This is a genomic window from Pseudomonas sp. D1-36, from assembly GCF_051132205.1.
In the GTDB taxonomy this organism is placed as follows: Bacteria; Pseudomonadota; Gammaproteobacteria; order Pseudomonadales; family Pseudomonadaceae; genus Aquipseudomonas.
In genome coordinates, this window is the sequence record NZ_CP071674.1 from 2,841,833 (window position 1) to 2,857,925 (window position 16,093).

Consider the following 16,093-nt stretch of genomic DNA (forward strand, 5'->3'; position numbering starts at 1 on the left):
TTGGAGTAAAGCAGTTGTTTAAAAAGCCCGCATGTTACCTGAGCCTTTTATTGCTCGTTGCGCCATTGGTCGCTACGGCCGATGACGGCGATCCGGGGCAGGCGCAAACCACGCTGGCGCAGCTGTCGGTCAACTGCCCTGAGTTGGCTGCAAGCGTTGATTTTCCGACAGTCATGAGCTTGCAGTCCCTGTACCAGCAAAACGCAGGCCAGGCGATCTGGATGGACGATGAGCGGTTACAGGCGCTACAAATCCAATTGCAACAACTGGCGGATGATGGAATGGATCCGGCCCGCTACAGCCTACCGGGCCAGGGCGCCTATTCGAATGCGGCGTGTACCGACATCGCCATCAGCCAACGCTACCTGCAAGCCCTGCATGATTTGCGCTTCGGTTATCTGCCACAGAACCGCCTGGAGCCGATCTGGAAAGCCAATCCGCAATTGCCGGATCGTCGATCCATGGTGCTGCACTTCGCCATCGCGGGCCTGCACAATCCGGTAGAGGCTTTCGAACTGGCTCGGCCGAGCCTGATGCTCTATCGCAACCTGCGCGAGCTTTACGCCCGGCAGCGGCAGCAACCCCTGGCGGACTGGCAATCGGTGCCCGGTGGTCCGCTTTTGCAGCCAGACAAGCGCGACGCCCGCGTCCCGGCACTCGCGCGGCGCTTGTTCAACGAAGGCTACCTGAGCGTGCCGCCACTCGATGCCGATGAGCATTACAGCCCGAGCCTCGTGGACGCGATGAAGAATTTCCAACTTGACCATTCGCTGCAAGCAGATGGGGTAGTAGGCCCCTGGACCGTCTCCGAGCTCAACATCAGCCCGGCCATGCGTCGCGAGCAGTTGCGCATCAACCTGGAGCGCATGCGTTGGTTGGCCCAGGACCTGGAGCCGGACAGCGTGCTGGTCAACGTGGCGGCGGCGCAACTGACGGTTTACCAGGGCGGCGCTCCAGTGTGGCAAACCCGCACCCAGGTGGGGCGTGCCGAACGCCAGACGCCGCTGATCAAATCGCGTATCACCCGCCTGACGCTGAACCCCACCTGGACGATCCCGCCGACCATCATGCGCGAGGACAAACTGCCCGAAATCCGTCGCGACCCGGAATTTCTCACTCGGCACAATCTCCGTGTGCTCGATCGGGACGGCTTGCCGGTGGCAGCGGAGAGTATCGACTGGGAGCACCCCGGCGATCTCATGCTGCGCCAGGATGCCGGCTCGAAGAATCCCTTGGGCAAACTGGTCGTGCGCTTTCCCAACCCGTTTTCCGTGTACCTGCACGACACGCCCAGCCAGGCTTTGTTCAGCAAAGGCCCGCGGGCCTTCAGCTCTGGCTGTGTGCGCATCGAGCAGGTCATGCACATGCGGGACTTGCTCGTAACCCCGGCCGAACGCAAGCGGACCGACACGCTGCTGGCAAGCGAGCTGACCCATGAATTCAGGCTGGCCAAGCCCGTGCCGATCCTGCTGGGCTATTGGACAGTGCAAGCGGACAGCCAGGGCCGGGCGGTGTATATCCCGGATATCTACCAACGCGATATCGCCCTGTCTGCCGCTGACCGCCGTGCGCTCTGAGCACAGGGGGCTCAGGCGCAGGCCGCTTCGCCCGTTATATGGGCTGTCTCGTCAGTTGTCGAAAAGAGCCGTTGGCCAAGGGCCTCTGCCGTTTGCAGATGTAGCTTCGGATCGAGGCTTTCCGATTCGAGCAATCTGTCGGAGCTCACGACGTGGGCGCCGCAGTAGTCGAAGATGCCGTGTTCGATTTGCGTGACCATCGCCTTGTCGTAGCCGTGGCGTTCGAAACTGCCGGCATCTGCGCCGCCGACGCCCACCAAATGAACCCGCAGCCGCTGGAGTTTCTGGACAAATGGTTGACCGGGGATGTAATCGAACGCCCAGCCGTTGGAAAATACCCGGTCGATCCATCCCTTGAGCAATGCCGGCATCGACCACCAGTAGATCGGGTACACCACGACCAATGCGTCGGCACGGTCGATCCGGGCCTGCTCGGCCAGAACATCGGCGGGCGGTGCTGCAACGCGGCGATGAACCGCACCGTCGGCGTAATCAAAGCGTGGGTCGAATCCTTCGACCGCCAAATCGGCTATCTCGAACGTATCCGTCGGATTGGCTTGATTGATCCCGTTGCCAATGGCTTGGGCGAGGGCATGGGTCAAAGAACCCGGGTTATGGTGTGCAACAACGATAACGGCATGCATATGGATTTCCTCTGGTATCGCGCATTAACAAGCGCGTATGATCAGCTAAGTTACTGAACGTAAGTTACCGTTGGTATAGTTAACATGTCAACCCACGAAGAAAATGGGCGCCCCGGCGCTGCACCCCGGCGGCGGCTATCGCGCGCCGACAGGCAGCGGCAGCTGTTGGAAGTTGCCTGGCGCATGGTGCGCGAAGAAGGCAGCGAGGCGCTGACCCTGGGCCGCCTGGCGGAACAGGCTGGCGTGACCAAACCCATCGTCTACAACCACTTCATCACGCGATCAGGGCTACTGGCCGCGCTTTATCAGGATTTCGATGTCCGTCAGACCGCGTTGATAGGTGCCGCGATCGACGCCAGCGAGCCGGATCTGGAAAGCCGCGCGCAGGTGATTGCTTGCTCCTTTGTGGATTGCGTGCTGCTTCAGGGAAGGGACATACCGGGCGTCAGCGCGGCGCTGAGCGGCACGCCTGAACTTGAGTCCATAAAAAGGGAATGTGAACGAAGCTTCCTGGAAAAATGCCGATCGGTCCTCGAACCCTTCGCCGGAACCGGACGCCTTTCCCAAGCGAGCCTGCGGGCGATGCTGGGGGCGGCGGAGGCGTTGTCCGATGCGGCGGCCAATGCAGAGGTCAGCGCGGAGGAGGCCAAGCGGGAGTTGTTCCTGACCATCGTTGCGATGGTCGAGCGGGCTGCCGGAAATGCCTCAAACTGATCAACCGCTATCGCGAGCAGGCTCGCTTTCATAAGTCTTGTGAACGGAACAACCCCATGTGGGAGCGAGCCCGCTCGCGATGGCGGCAGCACATTCAACCTCTCTCCAAGAAAAAACGAACCCCAGGCTCCTTTTTCGGTTCTTAACTGATGTCCCTTGATAACAGGGACATCAGGCGGGGCCGCGGTCTTGCCCACCAAACACTGCGATCAAAGGAGGCGACATGCCCAACTCCTTCCATTCGCCCTGGTGGAAGAACGCTGTGATCTACCAGGTTTATCCTCGCTCTTTTGCCGATGCCAACGGCGATGGCATTGGCGATCTTCCCGGTTTGACGGCACGTCTGGACCACCTGCAACGTCTGGGCGTCGATGCATTGTGGCTGTCGCCGGTGTACCGCTCGCCGATGTGTGACGCAGGCTACGACATCTGCGACTACACCGATGTCGATCCGCTCTTCGGCAACCTGGCCGACCTCGACGCATTGATTGCCCAAGCCCACGAACGAGGCTTGAAGGTCCTACTCGACTTCGTGCCCAACCATACGTCCGACCAGCATCCCTGGTTCCTCGAATCACGTTCCAGCCGCGACAACCCCAAGCGCGACTGGTACATCTGGCGCGACCAGCCCAACAACTGGCGGGCCTCGATCGATGGCGGCAGCGCATGGACCTGGGACGAGACCAGCCAGCAGTACTACTTGCACTTCTTTTTGCCGCAACAACCGGATCTCAATTGGCACAATCCAGAAGTCGTGGCCGCCATGCACCAAGTCCTGCACTTCTGGCTCGAGCGCGGCGTGGACGGGTTTCGCGTCGACGTGGTGCATTGCGTCGGCAAGGACCCGAGTTTCGCCGACGACCCGCGCTGCATGGCCGGTGAAACGATGGTCAAGATCAACGACCAGCCCTATAGCCATGAAGTGTTGCGAGGGTTGCGACGCCTCGTTGACAGCTACCCCGGCGAGCGGGTGCTGATCGGTGAGGTGAACATTCGCTCCACGGCACAGGTGGCGGCCTACTACGGCGCCAGTGACGAATTGCACATGTCATTCAATTTTCCACCCCTGGACGCCCCCTGGGACCCGGTGGTGTTTCGCATGTGCATCCGCGAGGTGGAAAACGACCTCGGCCCCTTGCAGGCCTGGCCCACGTGGGTGCTGTCCAACCACGACAACAGCCGTCACCGCAGTCGCTATGGTGGCTCGTTGCGCCGGGCGAGGGCCGCGGCAGTGATGCTGCTGACGCTGCGGGGCACACCCTTCATCTACCAGGGCGAGGAATTGGGGCTGGAAGACACCCAAGTAACCGCCCAGACCCGCGTCGATCCTGGCGGGCGGGACGGCAGCCGGGCACCGTTGCCGTGGACGTCCCAGGCGCCGCACGGTTGGTCGGGGCAGGCGCCGTGGTTGCCATTTGCAGCAGACGCCGGCGCGTTGTCGGTGGAGTCGCAGGAACGTGCCGCCGATTCGGTGTTGGCCCTTTATCGCCGTTTGCTCGCCTGCCGTCGCAATAGCCTGGCGCTGCGCCTGGGCGGCTGGGAAGAACTGCCGTCCCATCCACAAGTGCTGGCCTATCGTCGCCATTGTGAAGGCGACGAGCGCCTGGTCTGCATCAACTTTGCCGACAACGAACACACCTTTCCTTTGGCCGATCCCTGGCGGGTGGAAGTCGCCAGTGATGGGGCGGACGAAGGCCAGCCGTTCAGCGGTCTTCTGGCTGCCGAGCAGGCCGTGATCCTGTGTCGATAAGGAGTGATCAATGAAAGCCAATTGGCACCGAAACACTTTGATCTATCAGATCGATCCATCCTTGTTCTACGACAGCAACGGCGATGGCCGGGGCGACCTTAAGGGCATCATTCGCCAGCTCGACTACCTTCAGGCGTTGGGCGTCGGTGCGCTCTGGCTGATGCCGCTGTATCGGTCACCGTTCAAGGACGCCGGTTATGACGTCAGCGATTTCATGGCACTGGACCCGCGCTTTGGCAGCGAAGAAGACTTGCGCCAGTTGATCGTCCAGGCCGGTGAGCGCGGCATTCGAGTGATCCTTGAATTGGTGGTGCAGCACACCAGCGATCAGCACCCCTGGTTCCTTCGCGCGCGGCGGGACAAGGACAGCGTCTATCGAGATTATTATCTGTGGTCCGACACGCCGGTGGACGATGGCAACCAGCCAATCTTCCCATCGGTGGAGGACAGTATCTGGCGCTGGGACGAACAGGCCGGACAGTACTATCGACACCTGTTCTACCGCCATGAGCCGGACCTCAACCTGGCGAACCCTCGCGTGGTCGAGGAGATCGAGCGCATCATGGTCCATTGGCTCGAGCTGGGCATCGCCGGCTTTCGCCTCGATGCCGCTTCACACCTGGTGGAACAGGCTGGCGGCGGCAATGAAGAGCAGGGCGTCTGGGTGCTCGACCGATTCTACAAATGCATGACCCGCATCAACCCCGAAGGCGTGCTGATGGGCGAAGTGGATGTCGAGCCGGAGCGCTTCAGCCACTATTTCGGTACCGGGGAACGCTTGGGCCTGGTCTTGGATTTCTGGGTCAATAATCATTTGTTCCTGGCACTGGCCCGTGGCGAGGCCGAGCCTTTGCAGCGGGCCATCATCCGGCGTCCGGCGCCACCGGATGGTGCGAATTACGCGGTCTGGCTGCGCAACCATGACGAACTCGATCTGGAGCGCTTGAGTGAGCAGGAACGCGAGGAAGTGATGCAGGCGTTCGCCCCGGAACCGGACATGCGCCTGTACGGCCGAGGCATCCGCCGGCGCCTGGCGCCGATGCTCGGCGGCGATGTCCGGCGTCAGGCCTTGGCCCAGGCATTGTTGTTGTCACTGCCCGGGACGCCGATCGTGCGCTACGGCGAAGAAATCGGCATGGGCGAGGACCTGTCCCGTCCCGAGCGCCTTTCGGTGCGCACGCCCATGCAATGGAGCGACGAGGCCAATGCCGGGTTCTCATCGGCCCAGCGCCTGGCCGCGCCGCTGATCGACGAAGGGCCGTTCGCCTATACGCGACTGAACGTGGAAGCGCAGCTGGATGCCCCCGATTCGCTGCTGAGTCGCGCCCGTCGATTGCTGTTGGCGCGCAGGCGGTTGGGTGAAGTGGGCGACGGCAAGGCGCGCCTGTTGACGGTCGATCATCCAGCGGTGTTCGCCATCGCGCATGAATGCAGAGCAACCTCGGTGATGCTGGCGAATCTCGGCACCGACGCGGTCACCGTGCAGTTGCGCGAGCTGGACCTGGAGGGTTTCGAGGAAGTGCTCTCGGACAGCCCGTACCCGGCCCCGGCGCAATCGAAGCTGGCGCTGAACGGATACGGGTATCGCTGGTTCCGGCGCGGTGGCTCAGAACAGTAGCAGCACGAGCGCCAACAACCCGCCACAGGCCAACAGCAGGGCCGACACCTGTGTCGAGCTCAGGGCCAGCGCAGAGTCCCGGGAGCGGCCGTTGAAGCGCCCGCGGGTACGATGCATGGACTCCTGCGGCTCGAACAGATTGTCCGGGCGCTGATTGTCGTCATCCTCGTTGGTCATTTGCCCCGACCAGGCGTTGCGGGCCAACAGGCGATCGAGCAGCCCAGGCATCAGACACGTGCCGACAATGGCTTTGAGCGACGCCGCACCCAGCCACAATTCCCTGGGCGTGCGCTTGACCACGCTCAATATCGCCCGGGCGGCCACGTCCGGATCATGAATCGGTGGCACCGGTTGCGGGCGCTTGCCCAGCTTGTTCCGGGCCCAATCGAACTGCGGCGTGTTGACCGCCGGCAGTTGCACCATGCAGACCTTGATTTTGCTGTGCTCATGAAGCAGTTCGCAGCGCAATGAATCGGTAAAGCCACGCACCGCGAACTTGGCTCCGCAATAAGCGGCTTGCAGGGGAATCGCGCGGTAGGACAGTGCCGAGCCGACCTGGATGATCACCCCGCGATTACGTCGTCCCATCAGGTCCAGCGCTGCGAGGGTGCCGTGGACGGTGCCCAGGTAAGTCACCTTCGTGACTCGGTGGATTTCTTCGGCGCTCAACTGACGGATCGGCGAAAACACCGTGACCATTGCGCAGTTGATCCACACATCGACAGGTCCCAGTTCGCGCTCCATCCGCTGGGCCGCTTCGAAGACTGCATCGGCGTCGGCGACATCGACGCTGATCGCCAGGCACGTCGTACCCAATTGGTTCAGTTCTTCTGCGGTAGCCGCCAAGGCTTGTTCGCCCCGGGCCAGCAACCCGACGCGGTAGCCCGCCGCGGCAAACCGGTGGGCGGTCGCACGACCGACGCCGGCGGTGGATCCACTGATGACAACGACAGGTGGGTTTCGCTCATCCATTGCGTTCACATCCGATCAATAGCCTGCGCCCTCTGGCGCTGTTGGGTTCCAGTTATTGTGAAAATCCCGGCCAGCGTAGGTTCAGGATTTTTTGCGCGCGGGCTCTCAGGGTTGCACTTATATGAAGCCGTCGGTGCCCGATCGCACCATCGCAAGGCAAAGGAACAGGCGGATGTCGCCCACGGGTTTCGGGTAGCCGAGCTGACCCCTTCGCGAGCAAGCCCGCTCCCACAGGGGGCTGGCGGCGAATATGCGATTGCTGATGAGGTTTGGCACGCTCGCTGCAAGACCTTGTCCAGGCCCACCGTGAACACAATCGAGTGGGTAGCCCCGTCGGTCAACGAAGATCGAGCGCCAGCAGGCCGGGGGATAACGGTAGATCAGGGCGCAGCCGCCGGGTCGATACCGCACAGAACAGGCAAAGACGCCTGGAACCGCAAGGTTTCAGGCGTCTTTTTTTTGCTTTCAAAAAACCGTGATGGGCTTTTGTCGGGTGCTTTTATGAATTCCAACGTTGCTTCCCTGAACAAACTGCAAACGCTGATCGTGATCGGCAATGGCATGGTCGGCCATCACTGCGTCGAGCAACTGATCGAGCGCGGTGCCCTCAACCATTACCGCGTGCATGTCTTCAGCGAAGAGCCGATGCGGGCCTACGACCGCGTGCATCTGTCCGAATATTTTTCTGGGCGAGACGCCGAATCCCTGGCCCTTGGCGAAGCGACGTTGTACCAGACGCCGGGTGTGACGTTGCACCTGGGCGTGCCGGTGTTGGAAATCGACCGCCAGGCGCGTGAGGTGGTCACCGCCACTGAACGCCTCGGCTATGACAAGCTGGTGCTCGCCACCGGTTCCTATCCGTTCGTGCCGCCGATCCAGGGCGCCGAGGGTGATTCTTGCCTGGTCTACCGCACCCTCGAAGACCTCGATGCGATCCGCGCCGCCGCCAGCAACGCCCGTCGTGGCGTGGTGGTCGGTGGCGGATTGTTGGGCCTGGAAGCGGCCAATGCCTTGAAGAGCCTCGGCCTGGAAGCTCACGTCGTGGAATTCGCCCCCCGGTTGATGCCCGTGCAATTGGACGAGCAAGGCGGCCTGGCACTCAAGGCGCGCATCGAGAAACTGGGCGTTGGCGTGCATTTGTCCAAGGGCACCCAATCGATCAGCGCGGGCGAGCAGTATCGTTATCGGATGAACTTCGGCAACGACGATTTCCTCGAAACCGACTTGATCGTGTTTTCCGCCGGTATTCGCGCCCAGGATGCGTTGGCCCGTCAATGCCAATTGCCGATCGGCCCCCGCGGTGGCGTGGTAATCGACGACCATTGCCAGAGCAGCGACCCGGACATTTACGCCATCGGCGAATGTGCGGCGTGGAACGGCAGCATTTTTGGACTGGTCGCGCCGGGCTACCAGATGGCCCGCAACGTCGCGTCGCGCCTGTGCGGCGAAGCCGGCGAGGCGTTTACCGGCGCGGACATGTCCACCAAGCTCAAATTGCTGGGCGTGGACGTCGGCTCCATCGGCGACGCACACGGCAACACGCCGGGTTCGCGCAGCTTCCAGTTCATCGACGAAACCAGCGCCAGCTACCGTCGCCTGGTAATCGACGCTGACGGCAAGCGCGTGATCGGCGCGGTTTTGGTAGGCGACAACAGCTACTACGACACCTTGCTGCAGTACATGCAGAACGGCATCGCGTTGCCCAAGGACGCCGCCAGCCTGATCCTGCCATCGTCCGAAGGCGCCCCGACACTGGGCCCGGCGGCTTTACCCGAATCCGCCACCCTCTGCTCGTGCCACAACGTCACCAAGGGGGCGGTCTGCTCGGCCATCGACGGCGGCTGCACCGATCTCGGCCAGCTCAAGTGCGACACCAAGGCCGGCACCGGTTGTGGCGGCTGCGCGGCGCTGGTCAAGCAAGTCTTCGAGCACGAACTGATCGCCCGCGGCGTCAGCGTCGACAAGAGCCTGTGCGAGCACTTCGCCTATACCCGCCAGGAACTGTATGCCCTGGTGCGCGTGGAAGGCATCATCAGTTTCGAAGAATTGCTCGCCAAACACGGTCGTGGCCACACCGGTTGCGACCTGTGCAAACCGGCCGTGGGCTCGATCCTGGCGTCGTGCTGGAACCAGCCGATCATGGACCCGCACCTGGTGCCGTTGCAGGACACCAACGACACCTTCATGGCGAACATGCAGAAGAACGGCACCTATTCGGTGGTGCCGCGCATCGCCGGTGGAGAAATCACCGCCGACAAACTGATCGCCATCGGCGTGGTTGCCAAGAAATACGACCTTTACACCAAGATCACTGGCGGACAGCGCATCGACCTGTTCGGCGCGCAGCTGCACCAGTTGCCGGACATCTGGGCCGAATTGATCGAAGCCGGGTTCGAAACCGGCCACGCCTACGGCAAATCCACGCGCACGGTAAAATCCTGCGTGGGCAGCACCTGGTGCCGCTACGGCGTGCAGGACAGCGTGCAAATGGCCCTGACCATCGAGGATCGCTACAAAGGCCTGCGCTCGCCCCACAAGCTCAAGTTCGCGGTGTCTGGCTGCACCCGTGAGTGCGCCGAAGCCCAGAGCAAGGACGTCGGCGTGATCGCCACTGAAAAGGGCTGGAACCTCTATGTGGCCGGAAATGGCGGTATGCGTCCGCGTCACGCCGAACTGTTCGCCACCGACCTGGACGATGCGACGCTGATCCGTTACATCGACCGCTTCCTGATGTTCTACATCCGCACCGCCGACAAGCTGCAACGCACCTCGGTGTGGCGCGAGAGCCTGGAAGGTGGCCTGGACTATCTCAAGGACGTGATCATTCACGACAGCCTGGGCCTGGGCGCCGAGCTCGAAGCGCAGATGCAACTGGTGGTCGATCGCTACGAATGCGAATGGGCCAACGCCCTGAAGGACCCGGAAAAGCTCAAGCGCTTCCGCACCTTCGTCAACGACAAGCGCGGCGATCCAGACGTTCATTTCGTCCGCGAACGCGGCCAGCGCCGGCCGGTGCATGCCGGCGAACTTCACTTGATTCCCGTCACCGAGGAGGTGCTCTGATGAGCCAGCCAAACGTCGTTCGTATCGCCCAAGAATCCGTGCAATGGCGTGCCCTGTGCAGCCGCGATGACCTGGTGCCCAACTCCGGCGTGGTCGCCTGGCACGACGGCAGCCAAGTGGCGCTGCTCTATCTCCCAGAGCATGCGGACAAGCCACTGTACGCCGTCGATAATCGCGATCCGAAGTCCGGCGCCAACGTCATCGGCCGCGGCCTGTTGGGCAATATCAAGGGCGAACTGGTCATTGCCTCGCCGATGTACAAACAGCATTTCCGCCTGGAAGACGGCCTTTGCCTGGAGTACCCGGAGCAGCGCTTGCGCGTCTGGCCGGTGCGCTTGAATGGCGATGTGGTGGAAATAGGCGAGGGCTGATTAGCTTGCCTGATTGTGGCGAGGGGATTTATCCCCGCTCGGTTGCGTAGCGACCGTAAGATTTTTTGGGCCGCTGCGCAGCCCAGCGGGGCGGTGCGACGTTTCGCTAAATCCCCTCGCCACAGCAATGGTTTAGCTCGAATTATTGATTGATTCGCACCTGGGGATTAGTAATGAAGACCGCCGCGCAACTGGTAAGGCTCAAGAGCGTACAGAACCAGCGGGTCCACAGCATCGCACCGGATCAGACCGTGCTCGAAGCGTTGCAGATCATGGCCGAGAAAAATGTCGGGGCGCTGCCGGTGATCGAAGGCGGGCAGGTGGTGGGGGTGTTCAGCGAGCGGGACTATGCGCGCAAGATGGTCCTCAAGGGCCGTTCATCCGTGGGCACTGCGGTGCGCACCATCATGAGCACGCCGGTGATCACCGCCGACAGCCAGCAGAGCATCGACCGCTGCATGGCGGTCATGACCGACAGCCACCTGCGGCATTTGCCGGTGCTGGAGAACGGCGAGCTGATCGGGCTGTTGTCCATTGGCGACCTGGTCAAGGAAGCGATCGTCGAACAAGCGGACCTGATCCGGCAGTTGGAGCATTACATTCGCGGGCATTGAGCACCTGCTGTGCCCTTGTGGCAAGAGAGCCTGAAAGCCATTCAATCGCTTCCGTGCTGGGCCGCATCAGCGCTTGGCCGGTGCTGGCGCAACAATTCGATTTGTTGGGCGGGAATCAAGGTGCGCAAGGATTTATAGAGGGCGCGGGTTTCCAACAGGTTCCACACGCGCAACATGGTTTCCAGCGCATCGAGGGGTTTGCTGATGAAGTCGCGCGCGCCCAGCGCCAGGGCACGCAGGCGGGTGTCGCGGGTCGCGTCGGCCGTCAGGACCAGGATCGGCAGGTAATCATTGGCCGGGATCCGCCGGTTGAGCTGCTCCAGCACCGCGAAGCCATCGAACGCAGGCATGTGCAGGTCCAGGATGACCAGGTCCGGCTCGAAACTGTTGAACAGGTCAAGGGTGCGCAGCGGTTCGGTGCTGCTCAGTACATTGTGCAGCCCTTCGCGGGCGAGCAATTGCTCCATCAGATCCAGGTTGGGGCGCTGATCGTCGATGATCAGGATGCGCAGGTCGCGATTCATGCGGACTCCGGTAGATAACGCTCAAGGTGGCCAAGGAAGGCCTGGATATGAATGGGTTTGGTGAGGATCGCCGTGGCGCCGGCGTCAAGCAGGGCCCGGTGGGACAGGTCGCTGGCATCGGCGGTGATCATCAACACCGGCGTGTAGGCCGTGGTCGGGGATTGGCGCAGGCGGCGAAGAACTTCCAGGCCATCCAGATCGGGCAATGTCACGTCCAGCAGGATCAATTGCGGCGCGTGCTGGCGAGCCAGGTCGACGCCCATCTGGCCTTGCATGCTGGACAGCAACTGAATGCCTGGACGGCGTTGCATCAGGGTCTCGATCAGGGCGAGGCTAGACAGGTTGTCCTCGATGCACAGCACCTTGCCGTCGAATTCGGTGCGTGGGCGTGCCACTTCCAGCGCAACCATGGGCGGCAGCAGAGCGCCGGATACCCGGGCGCCGGGCAGTCGCAACGTGAAGCAACAGCCTTGTCCCGGATCGCTGCGCACTTGCAGGCTGCCTTGCATCATCTCCAGCAGGCTCTTGCTCAGCGAAAGGCCGAGCCCAGTGCCTTCGACCTGGGGATCCGCGCCGAGGCGCTCGAATGGCTTGAACAGCTGATCCAACAGCTCGGGGGCGATGCCACGCCCGGTGTCGCTGATGGCGATACTGACATGGGGAGCTTCAGCCGTGACCTCAATGCGTACTTCGCCACCCGGCTGGTTGTATTTGATGGCATTGGACAGCAGGTTCAGCAATACCTGCACCAGGCGCTGGCGATCGGCAAGCACGCCGCTGCCCTCGGGCAGCGATGCAAGCTCGGCCAGATGGATCCCGGCGTCGGCCGCCATCGGCGACACCAGCGTCAACGCTTCGTGCAGCACCGCCGGCAATCCGATCGGTTCGATGTTGAGGGGCAGGCGGCCGGCTTCGATTCGGGCGATGTCGAGTACCTCGTTGATCAACGCCAACAAGTGCTGACCGGCTCGCAGGATGTGGCTGACTTGCGGGCGCTGGCCGGCAATGGAATCCATGTCCAGCAGTTGCGCGAAGCCCAGGATGGAATTCAACGGCGTGCGCAGTTCATGACTCATGCGCGACAAGAACTCACTCTTGGCGCGACTGGCGCTTTCGGCTTCTTCACGGGCCGTGCGCAGGGCTATCTCGGCGGCACGTCGGTCGGTGATGTCCCGGGTGATCTTGGAGAAGCCTCGCAGGGCGCCGGTGCTGTCATATTGGGCGGTAATCACCACGCTGGCCCAGAAACGACTGCCGTCCTTGCGGCATCGCCAGCCTTCTTCCATGTAATGACCTTCGCGGGTGGCCGCGAGCAAGGCCATGTCCGGATGCGCCGGGCATTCTTCGGCCAGGTAGAACAACGAGAAATGCCGGCCGAGCACTTCCTGTTCGGTATAGCCCTTGATCCGTTCGGCGCCGACGTTCCAAGTGATCACGTGGCCTTGGGCGTCCAGGGCGAAGATCCCGTAGTCCTTCACCCCATCGATGATCAGCCGCAGGCGTTCTTCGTTGTCGCGCAAGGCTCGTTCCCGCTCGGCCAATAATTGCCCAGCCTCCACCAGGCGCGTGCCCAACTGGCCGATCTCATCGCGCTCCGGTGGTTGTGGCAACAGCGGTTGGCCCAGCGCCAGACGCTGGGCGTTGCCTTGCACCTTCTGGACCCGGGCGACGATGCCCTTGGACAGGAACAGCACTGCAACGATGGCGCCGAACAGTCCGCACAGCGCCGCCAGCAGAGTCGCGAACAACAGGCGCATGCGCGTAGCGGAAGCGGCGGCGCTGCGGTCGGTGAGCAGGGCGTCCTCACGGATACGCATGGCGCTGATCTGCTCGCGCAGCACGTCCAGCACTTGTTTGTTTTCGATCAGGATGGCGGTGATGGTCGCGGTGTCGTCGCCTTTGCCGGTGCGCAGGGAGACCAGTCCGTTGAGCTTTTCAGTGATCAGCGGTGTGATGGTCTTTAGGTGCTCGCGCATTCTGGCGTCGCGGATATTATGATCCAGGCGTTGCAGTGCGGCCTGGATCTTTGGGGTGGCCTGTTCGTAGCCGGGCAGGAAATCTTCGCGGCGGGTCAGCAGGTAACCGCGCACGCTGGCGGCTGCTTCGGCCAGTAGGGTGTGCACCGCCTGGATGTCGCCCTGTACCAGCAGCACCCGGCGCACATCCTCTTCGGCGCGTGCGGTCTGGCGCTCGGTGATGTAAATCAGCACCAGTGACAGCAACAGGACAACCAGCGGCAGGGAAATCACCACCAATGCCTTGCCCCGCAAGGGCAGGTCGGCCCAGCGACGGGCCGCGAGGATCTTCATGGCCATTGCCCCGACGGTTGCGCGACCAACCCCAGGGCGACACCGCGCACCGCGGCCTGGGTGCGGTCGGCGGCGCCAAGCTTGCCGATGACCCGCTCGACATGGGCCTTTGCGGTGCCGGGGGCGATGCCGAGTTTTTCGCCGATTTCACGATTGCTGAAACCACTGGCGACCAGGCCGAGCACCTGCCGCTCACGGGCGGTCAGGGCCTGGACCTGAGCCGTACCTCCGGCGCCGCGCTCGGCCATGCGCCGCAAGAGGCGGGCGCTGACCGAGCTGTTCAAGGCTTCCTCTCCCTGGGCGACCCTTCTCAGCGCATCGATCAACTCGGCGCGACTGGCATCCTTGAGCAGATAACCGACGGCGCCCGCGCCGATGGCCGCTTCCAGGTGGTCGGGGCTGTCGTCCATGGTGAAAATCATGACCTTGAGCTGCGGCTGACGTTGTTTCAGGATGCGCGCCGCGCCGAGGCCATTGAGCACCGGCATGCGAATATCCAGGATCGCGATGTCCGGTTGCAGCTGCTGGCACAAATCGAGTGCCTCCTGGCCGTCTCTGGCCTGGCCGACCACCTCGAAGCCCTCGATACCGCAAAGCATTGAAATGAAACCGGTACGGGTCACTTCGTGATCATCGGCCAACAGCACGCGCAGAGGACGGTTCATGATTGGACTCCATGGGTTGGCAGGGGCACGCTGGCCAACAGGCGAGTACCACCGTTGCGTTCGCTGCGACAGTCCAGATGGCCTCCCAGGAGGCTGGCACGTTCCTGCATGGCCGCCAGGCCCAGGTGGCTGGAGCCATGGCTTTCGATGGGCTGTTCGAGGGCAAACCCGCGGCCATCGTCCTCGACCCGCAACGTTGCCCGTCCGTCACGCACCACCAAGCCAAGGCAAACATGCCTGGCCTGGGCATGCTTGAGGATATTGTTGATGCCTTCCTGGGCGATGCGGAACAGGGCAATCTCGGCGTTTCCCGACAGCCGCGCAGCGCTGTGCTCGACCCAGTCCACCGTCAGCCCGGCGTCACGCAGGCGATCGGCTTCCTTGTCGATGGCGGTGTACAAGCCAAAATCGTCCAGTACATGGGGGCGAAGGCCGCCGATCAACTGCCGGCTCTCGCCGACGCAACGCTGGGCCAGGTCGAGGATGGCCTGGTGTTCGCTGTCCAGCGTCGACGACAGCGGCGGGCAGCGGCCGGCGAAACCTTGCAGGCGCTGATGCAGCCCCGCGAGGTTCTGCGCAAGGCCATCGTGAAGGTCATAGGCCACGCGCTTGCGTTCGTCTTCCTGGGCGCTGAACAGCCGATGGACCAGCTCGGACATGGTCCGCTCACGGGCTTGCAGCGCCTGGAGCAGCCGGCTGTTTTCCAGGTGCGCCGCCAGCAGCGTCGCGAGCAATTGCAGCGACTCGATGTCCTCGTTGTCGGGGGCCCCGAGGGGCACGCTGTTACCCAGCAGCAGGGCACCGAACACGATGCCGTCCGCGCCTCGCAGCGGCACGCGCAGAACCTGCGCCAGGGTTTTCCCCGGACAGTCCAACCACTGCGGTTCGGGCGCCGACGGCTGCGCGAGCTGGGCAAGCAAATCGAGCCCATCGCCGCTGCCGTGACTGGCAACGGTTTGCAACGTGGCTTGCGGCGTCCACTCCAGCAGCAAGCCATGGTCCATGGCGACGAATGCGCACGCTCGCTGCACCGCGCGCTCGCGCATTTGCGCCAAGGGCAGGCGGGTCAATTCGTGCCCGGTGCCCAACAGAAGGCCCAAACGTGCCGCGCGGCTTTGCGACTGGCGGTATTGGCTGCGGATCGCCAGGGCGCTGCCAGGGTCGTGGGGTGGGCTTTGCATGGGGGAACTCCAGCGTGGACGTGAACCGGCCTGGTTCGCGATGGCGACATTAGACCTTGGGATCGGCACCTGGCCTATCTGCCGAATGGCA

The 16,093-nt window shown here is 62.7% G+C and carries 13 protein-coding genes; 7 read left to right on the forward strand and 6 right to left on the reverse strand.

Annotation, left to right across the window (positions count from 1 at the left end):
• Window positions 1-14: 14 nt before the first annotated feature.
• Entirely contained in the window at window positions 15-1,577 is a 1,563-nt protein-coding gene (locus J3P76_RS12645) for a L,D-transpeptidase family protein (RefSeq protein ID WP_434700785.1), read from the forward strand.
• 11 nt (window positions 1,578-1,588) lie between these two features.
• Here the strand turns inward: J3P76_RS12645 and J3P76_RS12650 are convergent, their stop codons facing one another.
• A complete protein-coding gene (locus tag J3P76_RS12650; protein ID WP_434700786.1) occupies window positions 1,589-2,221 on the reverse strand; it encodes an NAD(P)H-dependent oxidoreductase in 633 nt (210 codons plus the stop codon).
• An 84-nt stretch (window positions 2,222-2,305) separates the two neighbouring features.
• Between J3P76_RS12650 and J3P76_RS12655 the strand changes: the two genes are divergently transcribed.
• The 3 genes from J3P76_RS12655 to J3P76_RS12665 all read left to right on the forward strand — a co-directional run bounded on the left by J3P76_RS12655 (window position 2,306) and on the right by J3P76_RS12665 (window position 6,303).
• Window positions 2,306-2,935 carry a TetR/AcrR family transcriptional regulator gene (locus J3P76_RS12655; RefSeq protein ID WP_434558832.1) on the forward strand — a complete coding sequence of 210 codons (630 nt, stop codon included), beginning with the start codon at window positions 2,306-2,308 and terminating at the stop codon, window positions 2,933-2,935.
• A gap of 223 nt (window positions 2,936-3,158) precedes the next feature.
• Window positions 3,159-4,685, forward strand: a complete 1,527-nt coding sequence (locus J3P76_RS12660; RefSeq protein ID WP_434558830.1) for an alpha-amylase family glycosyl hydrolase — start codon at window positions 3,159-3,161, stop codon at window positions 4,683-4,685.
• Window positions 4,686-4,695: 10 nt separating this feature from the next.
• Window positions 4,696-6,303, forward strand: a complete 1,608-nt coding sequence (locus tag J3P76_RS12665; protein ID WP_434700787.1) for an alpha-amylase family protein — start codon at window positions 4,696-4,698, stop codon at window positions 6,301-6,303.
• Here the strand turns inward: J3P76_RS12665 and J3P76_RS12670 are convergent.
• On the reverse strand, window positions 6,292-7,275 hold the full coding sequence (locus J3P76_RS12670) for an SDR family oxidoreductase (protein ID WP_434611482.1): 984 nt from the start codon (window positions 7,273-7,275) through the stop codon (window positions 6,292-6,294). The two genes, J3P76_RS12665 and J3P76_RS12670, sit on opposite strands and share 12 nt — an antisense overlap.
• Window positions 7,276-7,776: 501 nt before the next feature.
• On the opposite strand from J3P76_RS12670, the gene nirB reads away from it, so the two are divergent.
• The 3 genes from nirB to J3P76_RS12685 all read left to right on the forward strand — a co-directional run bounded on the left by nirB (window position 7,777) and on the right by J3P76_RS12685 (window position 11,323).
• Window positions 7,777-10,338, forward strand: a complete 2,562-nt coding sequence (gene nirB, locus J3P76_RS12675; RefSeq protein WP_434700788.1) for a nitrite reductase large subunit NirB — start codon at window positions 7,777-7,779, stop codon at window positions 10,336-10,338.
• Window positions 10,338-10,709, forward strand: coding sequence for a nitrite reductase small subunit NirD (nirD, locus tag J3P76_RS12680; RefSeq protein WP_434564066.1), 372 nt, complete (start codon window positions 10,338-10,340; stop codon window positions 10,707-10,709). The genes nirB and nirD overlap by 1 nt, the downstream gene beginning before the upstream one ends.
• A gap of 173 nt (window positions 10,710-10,882) precedes the next feature.
• On the forward strand, window positions 10,883-11,323 hold the full coding sequence (locus J3P76_RS12685; protein WP_420763930.1) for a CBS domain-containing protein: 441 nt from the start codon (window positions 10,883-10,885) through the stop codon (window positions 11,321-11,323).
• Between the two features lie 41 nt (window positions 11,324-11,364).
• Here J3P76_RS12685 and J3P76_RS12690 read toward each other — a convergent pair whose 3' ends face one another.
• Genes J3P76_RS12690 through J3P76_RS12705 form a run of 4 tightly spaced genes read right to left on the reverse strand, consistent with a single transcriptional unit; the run spans window position 11,365 to window position 16,002 of the window.
• Entirely contained in the window at window positions 11,365-11,847 is a 483-nt protein-coding gene (locus J3P76_RS12690) for a response regulator (protein ID WP_420763931.1), read from the reverse strand.
• On the reverse strand, window positions 11,844-14,156 hold the full coding sequence (locus J3P76_RS12695; RefSeq protein ID WP_434700789.1) for an ATP-binding protein: 2,313 nt from the start codon (window positions 14,154-14,156) through the stop codon (window positions 11,844-11,846). Before J3P76_RS12695 ends, J3P76_RS12690 begins: the two co-directional genes overlap by 4 nt.
• Window positions 14,153-14,821 carry a response regulator gene (locus J3P76_RS12700; protein WP_434564062.1) on the reverse strand — a complete coding sequence of 223 codons (669 nt, stop codon included), beginning with the start codon at window positions 14,819-14,821 and terminating at the stop codon, window positions 14,153-14,155. The genes J3P76_RS12695 and J3P76_RS12700 overlap by 4 nt, the downstream gene beginning before the upstream one ends.
• Entirely contained in the window at window positions 14,818-16,002 is a 1,185-nt protein-coding gene (locus J3P76_RS12705; protein ID WP_434700790.1) for a sensor histidine kinase, read from the reverse strand. Before J3P76_RS12705 ends, J3P76_RS12700 begins: the two co-directional genes overlap by 4 nt.
• Window positions 16,003-16,093 lie beyond the last annotated feature (91 nt).